11 protein-coding genes are annotated in these 14,334 nt (G+C 71.4%); 5 read left to right on the forward strand and 6 right to left on the reverse strand.

Annotation, left to right across the window (positions count from 1 at the left end; all coding sequences use genetic code 11):
* Positions 1-13 precede the first annotated feature (13 nt).
* The 3 genes from HUA78_RS11565 to ung all read right to left on the reverse strand — a co-directional run bounded on the left by HUA78_RS11565 (position 14) and on the right by ung (position 2,115).
* Positions 14-508: a DUF3592 domain-containing protein gene (locus HUA78_RS11565; RefSeq protein ID WP_174459938.1), complete on the reverse strand. Its 495-nt coding sequence runs from the start codon at positions 506-508 to the stop codon at positions 14-16.
* 51 nt (positions 509-559) lie between these two features.
* On the reverse strand, positions 560-1,363 hold the full coding sequence (locus HUA78_RS11570; RefSeq protein WP_141648105.1) for an acyl-CoA thioesterase II: 804 nt from the start codon (positions 1,361-1,363) through the stop codon (positions 560-562).
* 74 nt (positions 1,364-1,437) lie between these two features.
* A complete protein-coding gene (gene ung, locus HUA78_RS11575) occupies positions 1,438-2,115 on the reverse strand; it encodes a uracil-DNA glycosylase (protein ID WP_174459939.1) in 678 nt (225 codons plus the stop codon).
* Positions 2,116-2,283: 168 nt separating this feature from the next.
* Here ung and HUA78_RS11580 point away from each other — a divergent pair, with 168 nt between their 5' ends.
* From HUA78_RS11580 to HUA78_RS11595, 4 genes are all read left to right on the forward strand, one after another.
* Positions 2,284-4,017 (forward strand): CpaF family protein, encoded by a 1,734-nt coding sequence (locus HUA78_RS11580; protein WP_174459940.1) that lies wholly within the window; start codon positions 2,284-2,286, stop codon positions 4,015-4,017.
* Positions 4,018-4,174: 157 nt separating this feature from the next.
* On the forward strand, positions 4,175-5,125 hold the full coding sequence (locus HUA78_RS11585) for a hypothetical protein (RefSeq protein WP_371745554.1): 951 nt from the start codon (positions 4,175-4,177) through the stop codon (positions 5,123-5,125).
* Positions 5,126-5,139: 14 nt separating this feature from the next.
* Positions 5,140-6,828 (forward strand): hypothetical protein, encoded by a 1,689-nt coding sequence (locus HUA78_RS47495; RefSeq protein ID WP_174457406.1) that lies wholly within the window; start codon positions 5,140-5,142, stop codon positions 6,826-6,828.
* 144 nt (positions 6,829-6,972) lie between these two features.
* A complete protein-coding gene (locus HUA78_RS11595; protein WP_174457407.1) occupies positions 6,973-8,787 on the forward strand; it encodes a serine/threonine-protein kinase in 1,815 nt (604 codons plus the stop codon).
* A gap of 39 nt (positions 8,788-8,826) precedes the next feature.
* On the opposite strand, the gene HUA78_RS11600 is transcribed toward HUA78_RS11595, so the two are convergent.
* Positions 8,827-9,597, reverse strand: a complete 771-nt coding sequence (locus tag HUA78_RS11600) for a transglycosylase domain-containing protein (protein ID WP_141649303.1) — start codon at positions 9,595-9,597, stop codon at positions 8,827-8,829.
* Positions 9,598-9,655: 58 nt separating this feature from the next.
* On the opposite strand from HUA78_RS11600, the gene HUA78_RS11605 reads away from it, so the two are divergent.
* On the forward strand, positions 9,656-10,348 hold the full coding sequence (locus HUA78_RS11605; RefSeq protein ID WP_174476285.1) for an NAD-binding oxidoreductase: 693 nt from the start codon (positions 9,656-9,658) through the stop codon (positions 10,346-10,348).
* Here the strand turns inward: HUA78_RS11605 and HUA78_RS11610 are convergent.
* Positions 10,342-11,967, reverse strand: a complete 1,626-nt coding sequence (locus tag HUA78_RS11610; protein ID WP_174476286.1) for a WD40 repeat domain-containing protein — start codon at positions 11,965-11,967, stop codon at positions 10,342-10,344. The two genes, HUA78_RS11605 and HUA78_RS11610, sit on opposite strands and share 7 nt — an antisense overlap.
* Positions 11,964-14,129, reverse strand: a complete 2,166-nt coding sequence (locus tag HUA78_RS11615) for an ABC transporter substrate-binding protein (RefSeq protein ID WP_174457410.1) — start codon at positions 14,127-14,129, stop codon at positions 11,964-11,966. The genes HUA78_RS11610 and HUA78_RS11615 overlap by 4 nt, the downstream gene beginning before the upstream one ends.
* Between the last annotated feature and the right edge of the window lie 205 nt (positions 14,130-14,334).

Here is a 14,334-nt window from a genome sequence, read left to right on the forward strand (position 1 = left end):
GACGGAGTTTTTCCTACAGGCGCGCCATGAACCAGCGGGCAATGAGCGGAATACTGGCCCCCACCCCCACGAGCCCGAGCCCCACGATGAGCCGGACGAAGCTGGGCGCATGGGCGCCGGGCTCCAGCACCGCGTCCGTCGGGTCCCGTGGGTTGTAGGCGACCCGGACCGACTGTCCAGGCGGGTAGCGACGCAGGGTGGCCTGGGCGTCCTGGGGGTTGGTGCGCGCGGTGGGGTCCACGCGCAGGGTGGCGGTGCCCACCAGCACGCGGCCCACGGAGTACTCGTACTGGACGCGGGCTTCGTAATGGATGCGGGGCTCGGGTTGGCCGGGAACCGGGAGGCGGTGTTCCACTTCCTCGGCGGCCAGGACGGTGCCGGGCACGGTGGGCCAGCGGCGGGAGCGCAGGGCCCTCAGGACGTCCTTGAGACCGGCGACCACGAAGACTCCGCCGACCGCCGCGAGCAGCGCACAGATGACGCAGATGACGACCCAGAGCACGCGCACCGCGCGGACACTACCAGAAGCCCCCGGGCGGCACGGCTTGCGGCCCGTCTCTCAGCCCATCACCACGAAGAGCTGCCGGCACTGCGCCAGGAGCTGGCCGTCCTCGGTCCACAGCTGCTGGAAGTCCTCCGAGTAGCCTCCACTCGCCTGGAGGGAGCGACCGGTGCGCAGGAACTGGGCGTCCGGCTTCAGGCCCGCCTGAGGCAGCGTCTGGAAGAAGTGCATCGTGAAGTCCACGGTGGCGGCGGGGCGGAAGCCGTCCACGCGAGAGAGCACCGAGGGCGGGTACGCATCCATCAGCCCCACGCACAGGGGCGCATCCAGCACCGTCGGCTCCCTCGGGCGCAGCCAGCCGCCCGTCTCCGCGACGGCGGCCCCCGCGTACGGCGCCGAGCCGATGCAGAAGCGAAACTCGAAGAAGCGGCAGAAGTCCGGCATGGGCACGTCGTCCGGAGTCATCGGCACCTCGTGCGGAGGCGGGACTTTCGGGGGCGACATCTCCAGGTACTCGATGGCGCCTCCGCGCGCCGCGCCAAAGGTCGCGCTGCCCATGGCCACCACGCCGGAGTCGTTCTCCACGCGCACCGTGGCGTGGGTGACCAGCTTCCCCGCCCGTTCGATGCGCGTCGTCACCCGTGCCTCGCCCTCCACGGCGGGAGCGCAGAAGTGCATGGTGAAGGAGCGCACCGGCCGCGCCGCGTCACCCACCGTGTGCTCCAGCGCGCGCAGCGCGGTGCCCGCGACCAGGCCTCCATACGCGCCCCGCCCCTGGTACCAGGGCGAGGTGAAGCGGACGAGGTAGCGGTTCGGCCCGACGGGCTCGGGCGTGGAGGCGGCGAGGAAGGCGGCGGTCATGTCGCGACGCACCGTATCAAGCCACCGCCCGCCGAGAACGGACTGTCAGCGCCGGGCGACCGGGCGTGCGCGTGTCACCGCGTCAGGCGCCAGTCGATGGGCGGCCGGCCCTTGGACTCCAGGGCCTGGTTCACCGCACTGAAAGGCCGGCTGCCGAAGAAGCCGCTGCTGGCCGACAGCGGAGACGGGTGCGTGCCCTCGATGACGACATGGCGCGTGGCATCGATGAGCTTCTTCTTCTTCTGCGCGTACTTGCCCCACAGCAGGAAGACCACGGGCTCCGTCTTCTCGCTCACCGCGCGGATGACCGCGTCCGTGAAGGCCTCCCAGCCATGGCCCGCGTGGCTGTTGGGCTCCGCCTGGCGCACCGTCAGCACCGCGTTGAGCAGCAGCACGCCCTGCTCCGCCCAGGCAATCAACGAGCCGTCCTTGGGACGCGGCACCTTCACGTCCGCCTCCAGCTCCTTGAAGATGTTCACCAGCGAGGGCGGCGAGGGCACCCCGGGCTTCACCGAGAACGCCAGCCCATGCGCCTGCCCTGGCCCGTGGTACGGGTCCTGGCCCAGCAGCAGCACGCGCACGTCGGCATAGGGCGTCAGCCGGAAGGCGGAGAACAGGTCCTCCTCCGAGGGGAAGACGGTGGCCTCCTGGCGCTCCTGCGCGACGAAGCGCTCCAGTTCCTGGAACGAAGGTGAATCGAGCGCGGCCTTGAGCGCCTGCTTCCAGTCCTTCGGCAGCTTGTCCTGCAACATGTGAGTGCCTCCCCGACCAACTCGGCGGGGCATTGAAACACCCCCTTCCCACGGGGCCCATCCCTTTCGTGACGCCGTCGGAGAGCCGACAGCGCCACAGGAGGCGGGCGGGCGGGCACGGCGGGTTCTTGGGCGGAAGGCACTGGCCGCGCTAGCCTGGGGGGCGCCATGACGATGTACACCGAGTCACTCCGCGCCTTCCTCAAGCCCGTCCTGCCCTACCTGGACGACGAGGCGGTGTCGGAGATCATGATCAACGGCCCGACCGACGTGTGGATCGAGAAGAAGGGCCGCCTGTCGCGCACGGACGCCACCTTCACCGAGGAAGGCCTCATCGGTGCCGCGCGCAACATGGCCCAGTTCGTCGGCCGCATGCTCACCGAGGAAAGGCCCCGCCTGGACGCGCGCCTTCCGGATGGAAGCCGCATCCACGTGGTGATTCCGCCGATTGCCCGCAAGGGCACCACCATCTCCATCCGCAAGTTCTTCAAGGAAAAGCTCACCATCAATTCCTTGTTGAAGTTCGGCTCGCTGACGCCGCAGATGGCACGGCTCATCGAGGCGGGCATCGCCACCAAGCTCAACATGCTGGTGGCCGGCGGCACGGGCTCCGGCAAGACGACGCTGCTCAACATCGTCTCCTCCCTCATCCCCGACGAGGAGCGCATCCTCACCATCGAGGACTCGGCGGAGCTCCAGCTCAACCAGACACACGTCGTCGCCTTTGAGAGCCGTCCGCCGGACAAGTTCGGCAAGGGCGGCGTGGACATGGGAGACCTGTTGCACTCGGCCCTGCGCCTGCGGCCGGACCGAATCGTGGTCGGCGAGGTGCGCGGTGGCGAGGCGTTCCACCTCATGCAGGCGATGAACACGGGCCACGGCGGCTCGCTGGCCACCACGCACGCCAACACGCCCACGGACACGCTGCGCCGCGTGGAGTCCCTGTGCCTCATGTCCGGCATCGAGCTGCCCATGGTCGCCGTCCGCGCCCAGGTGGCCAGCGCCATCAACTTCATCATCTGCTGCGAGCGCTTCCACGACGGCAGTCGCAAGACGAGCGCCCTGTCGGAGGTGCTGCCGCTCACCGAGAAGGGCGACTACCGCACCCAGGACATCTTCGTCTTCACGCCCGTCACCAAGGACGAGGACGACCACATCCTCGGCTACCACGCGCCCACGGGCATCATCCCCAACTTCGTCGCCAAGGCGAAGGCGTACGGCTTCGCTGACCTGGACGAGTCCTTCTTCGACCCGGCGACGTACGGCATCCCTCCTCCGCCCGTCTTCCACGCCGGCGAGGCGTACACCGTGCGCTGGGCCCCTTCGCTGAAGCACCGCGAGGAGGGACGTCCGGACCCCGACCACTTCAAGAAGGAGTGGTCCGACTTCGAGGAGAAGCTCCGGCAGGATGCCCGCGACGCCAAGGCCGCGCCCCCCGTCCAGGTGCAGGTGCCCGCGAGCCTCCCCGCGTCCGTCGCCAAGCCGGCAACGCCGCCTCCCGCGGCCCGGCCCGCCACCGCCACCCCGCCCGCGGGCCACGCCGCCGCCAGGCCCGTGGCCGCGCCGCGTCCACCGCCGCCTCCCGACGAGGGCGATGACGACCGGACGCCGCCTCCGACCCGGAACCCCTTCGCCTCCGAGGCCAAGGTGGAAGTGGACGAGGAGCTGCTCACCGACGCGGGCCGCCCCCCGCCGCCGCGCCGCCCCGGCACGCCCCCACCCAGGCCTCCGCCCCCCGGCGGCGCCCGTCCCGCGCTCGCCGCGCGCAGACCCCCGCCGTCCATCCCCTCCCGCCCCGCCGACGATGAAGAAGACGAGGACACCAGCGCCCCTTCGGGGCCGAAGGAAACCTCCGAGAAGACGCAGATCCGCCCCGCGCCCCCCGAGCGCCCCCGCCGCTGAAGTTTGACTGACAGTCCTCGAGTGCTCCCACCGCCCTACCTGGGCGGTGGGGTCAGCTCCCACCGCACGCACCGAGAGCGTGCGCGATGCCACCCGAGGTGAGCAGCCCCTGATTCCCGGCCTTGCGAGGAGGTCGTGTCGGGGGGAAAGTGATCGTGTGTTGATCTCCCTCGTCGCCGTTCTCTCCGTGGTCGCCCAGGCGCCCACGGCGCTCCCGCAGGGGCCCCTGAGTGTGTTGATCGCCCCACCGGATGCGACGGGAGCCCCGGCCCACATCGTCGAGTTCGCGCAGGAGCACGTGGCGGAGCAGCTCGAGTCGCGCGGGCTGCGCGTCATCCGCATCGAGAACGTCACTCGGAAGCTGCCCGCCACGCGGCGCCGCACGCTGCTGCGCTGCAAGCGCACGGAGGCCCCGTGTCTCCAGTGGCTCGGCACGGCCAGCAAGGCGGAGGTCGTCCTGGTGGCGGAGCTGGGCCCACGTGCTGGCGGCTACCGCGCCGGGGCGCGCGCCTATGCGGCGAAGGACGGCATGCTCATCTCCGAGCACTTCGTCCTCGACGTGCCGGAGGACAAGCTCCTGGACGCCCTCACCCAGGCCCTGGACGTGGTGGTGCTCAACACGCAGCGCGCGCTGCGGGGACTGCCTCCCGCGCCGCCCATCGACGACGTGCCACCTCCCACGCGGGTGGCCCGGCCTTCCGTGAAGGACGCGCCGCCGCCCGTGGAGCGCGTCACGCCACCGCCGACGGAAACACCGTCCGTCGCCGTCGCCACGACGTCCTCCGCGCGCCGCTGGGCGTGGCTGCCCGCGGCCGGAGGCGTGGTGCTGGCGGGAGTGGGGACGGTGTTCTACCTGAAGGCCCGGGACCGGTATGACACCCTGGAGAAGGGGACGGTCGACGCGCCCGTGCGCGACTCGAAGGCGCTGGTGTCGGAAGGAAAGCAGGCGCAGACGGTGAGCCGCGTGGCCCTTGGCGTGGGCGCCGCGGGCATCGTCGCTGGCGCGGTGATGTTCCTGTGGCCCGATGACCCGCCCCCGCAGGTCCTCCCCTCCGCCGCCGTGAGCTCCGGTGGCGCCATGGTCGGACTGTCCGGGACGTGGCCGTGACTTCGAGGAATCCCATGCGAAAAATCTGGACGCTCGGAGCGATGGGCACGGCGCTCGCGGCGGTGCTTTCCGCGGGGGGCTGCTACGACTTCGACGCCGCGCAGAAGCGCTGCCGCGACGAGGGACGGTGCGAGCAGCAGGTCGTGCCAGACGCGGGCTGCATCCCCACCAACACCGGGGAGGACCCTCCGGACGATGAGTTCAAGGACTCCGACTGCGACGGCGTGGATGGTCGGGCCAGCGCGGGCCTCTTCATCGACCCGGTGTACGGCGACGACGTCGCCGGCACGGGCACCCGCGAGGCTCCGCTGCGCACCGTGCGCCACGCGCTCGGGCTGCTGCGCCAGTGGGACGGCGGCGCCCCGACGCGGCTGTACCTCGCGGGCGGCACCTATGACGAGGGCGAGCTGGTGCTGGACATGCCCGTCTCCGTGCACGGTGGCTATTCGGGGCGCGACGGCGGCTGGGGACGCGTCAGTGGCCAGGTGGCCGTGTTGGACAACGGCGGCACGACGGGCCTCACCGTGCGGGGCGTGACGGACGCGGGAATCGTACTGGAGTACCTGCACATCCGCTCCGCGGACGCGGTGGAGCCCGGGCAGCCCTCCATCGCCTTGAAGGTCATCGACGCTTCGGGCGTGCGGCTGCGTCACACCGTGCTGGAGGCGGGACGCGGCGCGACGGGTGCACAGGGCCTGACTGGCGATGCGGGCGCGGAGGGTCCGGTGGGCCTGGTGGGCGCGGTCACCACGGGAAACCCGAGGGTGATACCGGGAATCGGAGGTGAAGGCGGCGTCAACGTCCTCTGTCCCGGCGTCGGCGGAAGCGCTGGAGGCCGAGGCGCGAATGGCGCGCACCTGACCTCGGGTGCCGACGGCGGCCCGGGCGAGCCGGGCCCCTCATCCGGAGCCCCGTTGCTGGGAGGCGCTGGAGGAATCGGCGGCGACAAGACCGAGTTCACCTGTCCGGCAAGCGGCCTCTGCATCTGCGTCGCGGGGACGGGCACGCACGGCGGCAGGGGAGCCCAGGGGGGCGGAGGCGACGCGGGCTCGAGCGGTTCCGGCCTGGGGGTGCTCTCCAAGGAGAACCAGACCTGGTCGGTGGGCGTTGAGCAGCAAGGAGGAATTGGGGAGCCTGGCCAGACGGGCAGCGGCGGTGGCGGAGGCAGCAGCGGCGGCGGCTGCATCCTCACCAACAGAACCGTGGACGTGGCGGCCAGCGGCGGTGGCGGCGGCGGCGGCGCGGGAGGCTGCCCCGGCACGGGCGGCACGGGTGGTGGCGGGGGTGGGGCGTCCATCGGCCTGCTCGTGTTCGACGCCCAGGTGTCCCTGGAAGCGGGCTCCCGTATCGAGACGCTCGGAGGCGGCGCGGGCGGCAAGGGCGGCGCGGGCGGCGTCGGCGGACTCGGCGGGGACGGAGGCCTGGGCAGCGCCTTCGCCGATATCATCACGGAGGAGTCCGGCCAGACCATCAGAACCTACAGCGGCGTCGGCGGCAACGGGGGCTCAGGCGGCCCCGGCGGCCCCGGCGGAATGGGGGGCGGTGGGGGCGGCGGTCCATCGGTGGGCATCTGGTGTCAGCGGGGTCAGGTCACCCTGGATGGCGGGGTCACCATCGCCCAGGGGGCCGGCGGCGCGGGCGGCGAGAACAACGGCGGTGAGGGCGCATCCCTGCCAACGACGGGATGTGTGCCCATCCAATAGGGTCATCCGTCGGCTGTCCGACGCTGTTGGACAGGTCGACGCCGCGGGGTGTGCGGTGCTTGAACGCTCGCCCTGCACTCGGGTCCGAACCACATCGCGTCATTCACCTCGTCTTGGTACGCTGACCTTTCTTCCTGGCCCGAGATGGCTTCCGAGCTGAACTGCGAAACCTGTGGTTTTCCCGTCCCCGCGGACACTGGTGTGTGTCCGAGGGACGGCACCGTGGCACTCGCTTCGTTCCACGTCCCACCGTCGGCCCCGGCATCGCCGATGGCGGACGAGCCGAAGGTCGTCGTGCAGAGCACCCTGGAGGCCCTGACGGACGTGCCGAAGGATCCGCTCATCGGCTTGAAGCTGGGTGAGTACGAGCTGCGCGCTCGCATCGGCGTGGGCGGCATGGGCCTGGTGTACGAGGGCATCCAGCCGCTCATCGGCAAGCGCGTGGCGGTGAAGGTGCTCCGTCCGGAGCTGGCCCACTCCAACGAGCAGGTGGAGCGGCTTCTGGCCGAGGCCCGCGCGGTGAACGCCATCCGCCACCGGGGCATCATCGACATCTTCGGCTTCGGCCAGGTGCCGGACGGCCGGCAGTACATCGTCATGGAGTACCTGGAGGGTCAGCCGCTCGACGCCGTGCTGTCGGAGAAGAACCGGCTGCCCGTGCTGGAGGCCCTGCCCATCCTGGACGAGGTGCTCGCCGCGCTGGCCTCCGCGCATGGCGCGGGCGTGGTGCACCGGGACCTCAAGCCGAGCAACATCTTCCTCGTGCGCCAGCCGGACGGCTCGCGCTACGTGAAGGTGCTGGACTTCGGGCTCGCCAAGCGGGGCCAGGGCCCCACCGGCCGCACCGCGCAGACGCGCACGGACATGGTGGTGGGCACGCCGGAGTACATGGCCCCGGAGCAGGCGCGAGGCCAGGAGGTGGGTCCGATGACCGACCTCTACGCCCTGGGCGTGGTGACGTTCGAGATGGTGACGGGCCGGCTGCCCTTCGTGGGCAGTTCGCCCGTGGATCTGCTGATGAAGCACGTGGAGGCGCGGCCTCCCCGCCCCTCCGAGTTCGTCTCCGACCTGCCGCCCGCGCTGGATGCGTTCATCCTCCAGATGCTCACGAAGGACCCGGAGACGCGGCCCAACTCGGCGGACGCGCTGCGCCAGCAACTCCACAAGCTGCGCCGCTCGCTGCGCTCCACCCGCTCCAATCCCAGCGCGCTCGCGCCCACCCACGAGAAGCCCCCCTCGGCGGAGGACGCGGCCTCGCGACGCCCCACCACGCCCGTCCCCGTGCCTCCGGAGCTGACGCCGGAGAAAGGCGCCCGGCCCGCTCCCCAGCCCACCGGCACGCGCAAGTACCTGCCCGTCGCAGTCGCCCTTGGAACCTCCGTGGCGCTGCTCGCCGGAGCCGCCGCCATCGTCTTCCGGGAGCCGCCCCGCGCCGTGCCGCTCACGCATGCCGCCGCGCGGGAAGACGTCCCCTCGCGCGAGGTCCTCGCCGAGCCGCCTCCGCCCGCCCCGCTCGCGACTGGCGCACTGGACCAGCCAGGAGGCAGCCCAGCCCCGGCCGAAGAAGACGCGGCCCCCACGCCGCTCGACACGAACGGAGCGCTGGCGGCCACGGCCCCCGCTGACCACGCGGAGCAGGCGCCTCCCACGGCCCGCCCACCGCCCGCGCTCGAGGAGCCGGAGACCCCCGCCGTGGCTCGCTCCGGTCGCCCCGCGAGCACCTCCAAGCCCACGGTCAGCGCGGACGCGATGTCCCGGGGCAGGCTCCTCAAGCGCATCGACTCGCTGGAGGAGTCGATGCCGGAGCTCATCGGTCAGGGCCGCGTGACGAGCCCCGACGCGATGCTGAATCTGCTGACGAAGTACCGGCGGCAGGCCGAAGCGGCCGAGGACACGGAGACCCGCCGTGACATCAACAAGCGGCTCAACTCGCTGGAGAGCATGTTCATCAAGCCCTGAGCACCGGGCACAACGAGGCCCTCCAGCACGTCGTGCGCGCTACTCCAGGCAGCCCAGCTTCTGCGACGTCGCGTTGCGAGCCCGGTCCTCGCTCACCAGCTTCCACCCCGCGAGGTCCGCCAGCAGCGTGTCCCGGTCCTGACGCAGCACCGTGGGGTTCTTGCACTGGCGGATATCCCAGTAGCGATAGAAGGGCGGCAGCGCGAGCTGGAGCTCCGCCAGCTCCGGGAGCTGCAGGTCGCTGAGCTCCTTCTTGAAGAGGGTGAAGGCCGCGTCCTCCACGCCCACGACGCCCCGCTCGAAGTAGAGGATGGCCAGGTCGTAGGCGATGAGCTGGTCCTTCTGCATGAAGGCGTGCAGCCGGTGCGCGGCCACGGTGAGCTGGAGGTTGCCGGAGATGCCCAGGCCCTGGGCGATGCGCATGGCCAGCAGGCGCTCACAGGCGCCCTCTCCCGGAGGCGCCGTCCCCACCGTCGCGCCGACAAAGAGGCGCCACGCCCACGCCGCCCCGTCCTCGCGCGGCGTCTGGAAGTAGCGGGGGCACTCCATGTGGCGGATATAGAGCGCCACCAGGTCCTTCGGCAGGCGCGAGAAGTCGGGGCGGTTGAAGGCGATGGGACGGGGGTTGCGCTCGGACTGCCCGGCGCGGAGGCTCATCCGCTCGCCTTCGATGCTGTGCTTGAGCAGCTTGTCGACGTCGAACTCGCTCTCCAACTGGGGCAGCTTGCTGGCCGTATAGAGATACGTCAGCGGAATGAGCACGCCGGCCAGGCCGAGCATGAACAAGACTATCCAGAGAAGACTCTTCACCGCCCCAGGCTACCAGGGGCAGCACGCTCCCGGCACACGGGTTAAAACCGCACTCACCATGCCCGACTGGCATCCGGCCATCGTCACCTCCCGCGCCCCCGCAGCCGACGGGCTCACCGACCTCGTGCTCGACATCCAAGGCACGCCCCTTGTGGGGACCCACGCGCACCCAGGGCAATACGTCCGCCTCTGCCTGCCCGGAATGGAGGCGGGCCTGTTCGCCATCGCCTCCCCGCCCGAGCCGAGAGGCGCACGGTGGGAGTTCCTCCTCAAGGACGGCAGCCCGCTGCCCGACGCCCTCATCCGCCTGCCGCCAGGCGCCCAGGTGAACGTGTCCGCGCCCGAGGGGAAGGGCTTCCCGCTGGAGCGGGCCCGAGGACATGACGTGCTCCTCTTCGCCACCGGCTCCGGCATCTCCGCCATCCGCCCCGTCATCGCCAGCATCCGCCGCGAGCGGGAGGCCTTCGGCCGCGTGAAGCTCTACTTCGGCGCGCGCACCCCCGGCGCCTTCGCGTACCAGGGAGAGCTGCATTCCTGGGAGGAAGGGGGCATCCAGGTGGTGCGCACCGTCAGCCAGCCCGGCGTGAGCGGCTGGCTGGGCCTCACCGGCTACGTGCAGGCCCACCTCGGCGAGGACACGGTGGGGGACTCCAGGGCCTTCGTCTGCGGACAGTCGAGGATGGTGCAGGGAGTCATGGACGCCCTGAAGGACCGGGGCGTGCCCCGAGAGCACATCTTCTTCAACTACTGAGCGGCGGGCGCCCCGGGGGGCACCACGGAGGCGCCCTCCGCGTAGCGCACGTCGAGCAGCACCGCGGACGGCTCGCTCTCCCCGGTGCGGCTGGCCACCTGCGGCGTCCACGCGGCCACGCCCACCAGGCGCCCGTCCGGGCTGAAGCGCACGCGGCGCACGGACCAGTCGAACGTCTGCGTCCCGCGCGCGGTGGGCTCGCCCTCGGTGAAGAGGTGCACCTTCTTGTCCCAGCCTCCGGAGACGAGCGAGCGCCCGTCCGGAGAGATGGCCGCGGTGGACACCACGCCGTGGTGCACGGGCCACTTGTGCAGCACCTGGCCCGTGGCCGCGTCCACCACCGCGCCCGCGTTGAAGGGCCCCTGCGGCTCCTCCACGCCCTGACGCTCGCGCTCGTACACGTCCCTGTCCCGCTCCGGCTTCTGCTCCGAGAGGCCCACGCCCAGCCGCTGCCCGCGCGCGTCCACGGTGACGTCGCTGACGTACGCGGGGAAGGTGAAGTCCGAACGCGCCGCCAGCACCAGCGTCTCCACCGTCGCCGCGCCTTCCGGCGCCGCGGACTTCAGCGTGAAGAGGGCCTCGTGGTTGACCTCGTCGAAGGACACGCCCACCCGCTCCGTGAAGGGAGCGCCCAGCACGCCCTGCACACCCTGGGGCACGCACGCGTCACACACCGCCACGTCCACGTCGCGCACCACCAGCGACTTGAAGCGCAGGGACTGGCCCCGCGCCAGCCGCGCCTGGGTGGTGCCCAGCGGACCCGGCACGTCCACCGTCTCCTTCAGGAAGGCCACGTCGATGCCCGCCGCCGTGGCCGCCTCGCCGGTGACGACGATGGCGGGCACGCGCGCGTCCAGCGCGAAGCTGACGGGCGCCTTGCCATTCACCGAGCCGCCCACCACCGCCGAGCCACCCCGTCGCTCGAAGCGCGCGCGCGTCGCCTGTGAGGACAGGGACTCCAGCCCCGTGCGCCACGCGCGCACGTGTTTGTCCCAGCCGCCCGAATACAGCGTCCCGTCCGGCGCGAAGGCCACCGCGCTCACCGGCCCCTCGTGTCCGCGCTCCTCGGAGGCATGGGCCAGGTCCGGCACGGACAGCACGGTGAGCAGACCCTTCACGCCCCCCGCCACCAGCCAGCGACCCTCCGGGTGGAAGGCCACCACGGTGAGCGGCTCCTCGGTGACGCGAACGCCGCGAGCCTCGCCCGTGGCCGCGTCGAACAGGCGCACGGCGCCGTCACGGCCCGCGGTGGCGACAAGTCCGCCGTCCGGCGAGAAGGCCACGCCCTCCACGTCGAACTCGTACGCATTGATGAGCGGGTCGCCCAGTTTCCGGGGCGGTGTCTCCAGCGCCCAGATGGACAGGAAGTAGGAGCGCGCGCCCAGCCGCGTGTACGCGACGCGGTGCTGACGGGGCGAGAAGTCCAGGCCCCAGATGAAGTCAGCCCGGTTGAGGATGGGGCCCTTGTCGAGCCCCGCCGTCGCGCCGGTGAGAAAGGCGCCCTGCGTCTGACCCAACCGCGCTTCCACGTCGGGAGCCAGCCGCGCCGCCTGGTGCGCGCACCCGCCGCCCCCCGCCGCCAGCAGCCCCGCCGCCAGCAGCCCCGCCGTCCGCCTCATGAACCCGAGCCTCCCGACGCCGCCTTCTCCCGCTCCTTGTCCACGTTGATTTCGGTGACGCCCTTGTTGTCGATGGACAAGAGGAACAGCTGCTTCACCGCCTCGCGCTTCTCGTTGAACGAGGTGCGGCCGGTGGCGCCGTCGAAGTCCTTCAGGTTGGACAGCGCGTCACGCATCTGCGCGCGCGTGCGGGGCCCGCCCTCCTTCTTCTCCACCAGCTGCCGCAGCATGCGCCCGGAGTCGTAACCAATGGCCTCCAGGAGCCCCGGGTCCTTGCCCGTCTCCTGCTTGTAGGCCTCCCGGTACTTGCGCACGAAGGTGCGCGTCGCCGGCCGCTGCGAGTCCACGAAGAAGCCGTCCACGTACACCGAGCAGGTGACGAACTTGCCGCCGCGCTCAATCAGCTCCGGCAGGCCCGAGCGCCCCTTGGGGCTGCTCCACTGGTTGGCGCCGAAGAGCGTCACCGTCTTCAGCTCCTTCTTGCCCGTCGTCTTGCGGATGCGCTCCAAATCGCGCGGGTCGCACGCGTTGGTGACGATGTCCTCCACCGCCAGCGCCGGGGCGACCAGGCTCACCCGCCGCCAGTCGTCCGGCATGAAGATGGCCTCGAAGTCGATGATGGGCTCCACGCCACTCTTCACCTTCTCCAGCGCCTTGCGGCGACGGAAGGCGTCCAGGTTCTCGCCCTGCAAGTCCCTCACGCCCTCGACGTAGTCGCCGCGGTCCTCCAGGTAGTAGCGGCCCACCAGCTTCTTGGCCTCGGTGGTGAAGGTCGTCTGGTCATGCGAGTAGCGCTCCGCGCCCCGCACGACTCCGCCGCGCTCCGTCACCTGGTCCCAGAACGAGTCCGCCAGCTCCACTCCGTAAGGGATGTTCGGGTACAGGAGGGCGAACTTCTTGTAGCCCTTCACGTTGATGGCGTAGTCCGCGATGGCGTCCGCCTGCGCGGCGTTCGTCAGCATGTTGCGGAACACGTAGGGGCCCAGGTCCGTGACGCCTTCCTGGCGCGTCATGGTGAGCAGCGGAAGCTGGAGCTCCTCGGCCACCAGCGCCGCGCGCTTGGAGTCGTCACCCAGCAGCGGCCCCAGCACGGCGATGGCGCCGTCGTCGAAGGCGAGCTGCTCCATCGCCTGGCCCGTCTTGTTGACGTCGCCCTGCGTGTCCTTCACCACCAGCTCGATGTCGCTGCCCTCCAGGCCCAGTTGGATGCCGCGCAGCACCGCCTCGCCGATGGGCTGGTAGCGACCCGTCATGGGCAGCAGCACGCCCACCGTCTTCGGCTTCGCCTCCACGCGCCGCGTGGCCCGCGCGAGCAGCTCCCTCGCCTGGGGCGCGAAGGGACTCTGCGGCGCCTCCGCGAGGAAGCGGTTGAGCGTCTCCTCCAGCCGCGTCCACTCGCGCAGGTGGTAGTAGACGCGCGCCAGCTTGAAGGTGAGCACGGGCCACGCCGGGTTGGACGCGGGCAGGCCCTCCGCCACGCGCGCGATGTCCACGAAGTCCGCGCGGCCCTCCACCAGCGCCTCCACCCGGGCCACCGCCGCGTCGCGCTCCTGCTGCGTCTTCGCCTGCCCCGCCTGCTCCACCGCCAGCGTCAGCGACTGGCCATACAGCCCCGCGCCCTCGGCCGCCCGGGCCGCGTCGCGCAGGAGCTGCTCACGCTCGGCGCCCTCGGCGCGCTCGGCGAGGCTGGACAGCGTCTGGTACGCGTCGCGGTAGGCGCCCACCTCCATGGCGGACAGCGCCAGCTTGCGCTTGGCGTCCTCGGCCTGGTTGTAGAGGGGGTTCTCGAAGAGCAGCTCGTTGAAGGACTTGCGCGCGTTGACGTAGTCCTTCGACTCGAAGAAGAGGACGCCGGCCTGGTAGAGCGCGTCCTGGCCCGCCGTCGTCGCGGGGTACGCCTTGCGCACGGACAGGTAGGCCTCGGCGGCCTTCTTCTTGTCGGGCGTGGCCTGGGCCGTCTGCCTCGCCTGGGCGAGCGCCGCGTCCGCGGTCGCGTCCTTCCTCGCCTCGACAGCGGGCCGCTTGGGGAACGGATCTCCCGTGGGGACATCCTCTCCCGTGTCGCCACCGGCAGGCGGGGTGCGTGAGGGTCGAGGACAGGCCGTCAGCAGCAGGGCCAGCGCGACGAGGAGCGAGCGGCGCAAGGTGGGCAGGACTTCCATGGCAGTGGGGTGCATAGCAGCGGCGATGCGCCTCCGTCGACAACGGAGCGGGGAGAAGATTCCGCGTGGAACCCCTCCCGCTTTGCACCCCTCGTGCCCGACCGCCCACCGCCCCTGGACGTTGACTTCCTCACGTTGGCGCGGCGCCAGGGCCACACGCACGCGGCCCCCGGGCCACGACGCGCCGGCCCAGGCCCTGCTCCCA

The sequence above is a fragment of the Myxococcus sp. CA033 genome (assembly GCF_013336625.1).
Taxonomy (GTDB): Bacteria; Myxococcota; Myxococcia; order Myxococcales; family Myxococcaceae; genus Myxococcus; species Myxococcus llanfairpwllgwyngyllgogerychwyrndrobwllllantysiliogogogochensis.

Bases quoted from the DNA above. Each gene is read 5' to 3' on its own strand.
- HUA78_RS11570 (WP_141648105.1), bottom strand. From the start codon at position 1,363: ATGACCGCCGCCTTCCTCGCCGCCTCCACGCCCGAGCCCGTCGGGCCG.
- ung (WP_174459939.1), bottom strand. From the start codon at position 2,115: ATGTTGCAGGACAAGCTGCCGAAGGACTGGAAGCAGGCGCTCAAGGCC.
- HUA78_RS11580 (WP_174459940.1), top strand. From the start codon at position 2,284: ATGACGATGTACACCGAGTCACTCCGCGCCTTCCTCAAGCCCGTCCTG.
- HUA78_RS47495 (WP_174457406.1), top strand. From the start codon at position 5,140: ATGCGAAAAATCTGGACGCTCGGAGCGATGGGCACGGCGCTCGCGGCG.
- HUA78_RS11595 (WP_174457407.1), top strand. From the start codon at position 6,973: ATGGCTTCCGAGCTGAACTGCGAAACCTGTGGTTTTCCCGTCCCCGCG.
- HUA78_RS11605 (WP_174476285.1), top strand. From the start codon at position 9,656: ATGCCCGACTGGCATCCGGCCATCGTCACCTCCCGCGCCCCCGCAGCC.
- HUA78_RS11610 (WP_174476286.1), bottom strand. From the start codon at position 11,967: ATGAGGCGGACGGCGGGGCTGCTGGCGGCGGGGCTGCTGGCGGCGGGG.
- HUA78_RS11615 (WP_174457410.1), bottom strand. From the start codon at position 14,129: ATGGAAGTCCTGCCCACCTTGCGCCGCTCGCTCCTCGTCGCGCTGGCC.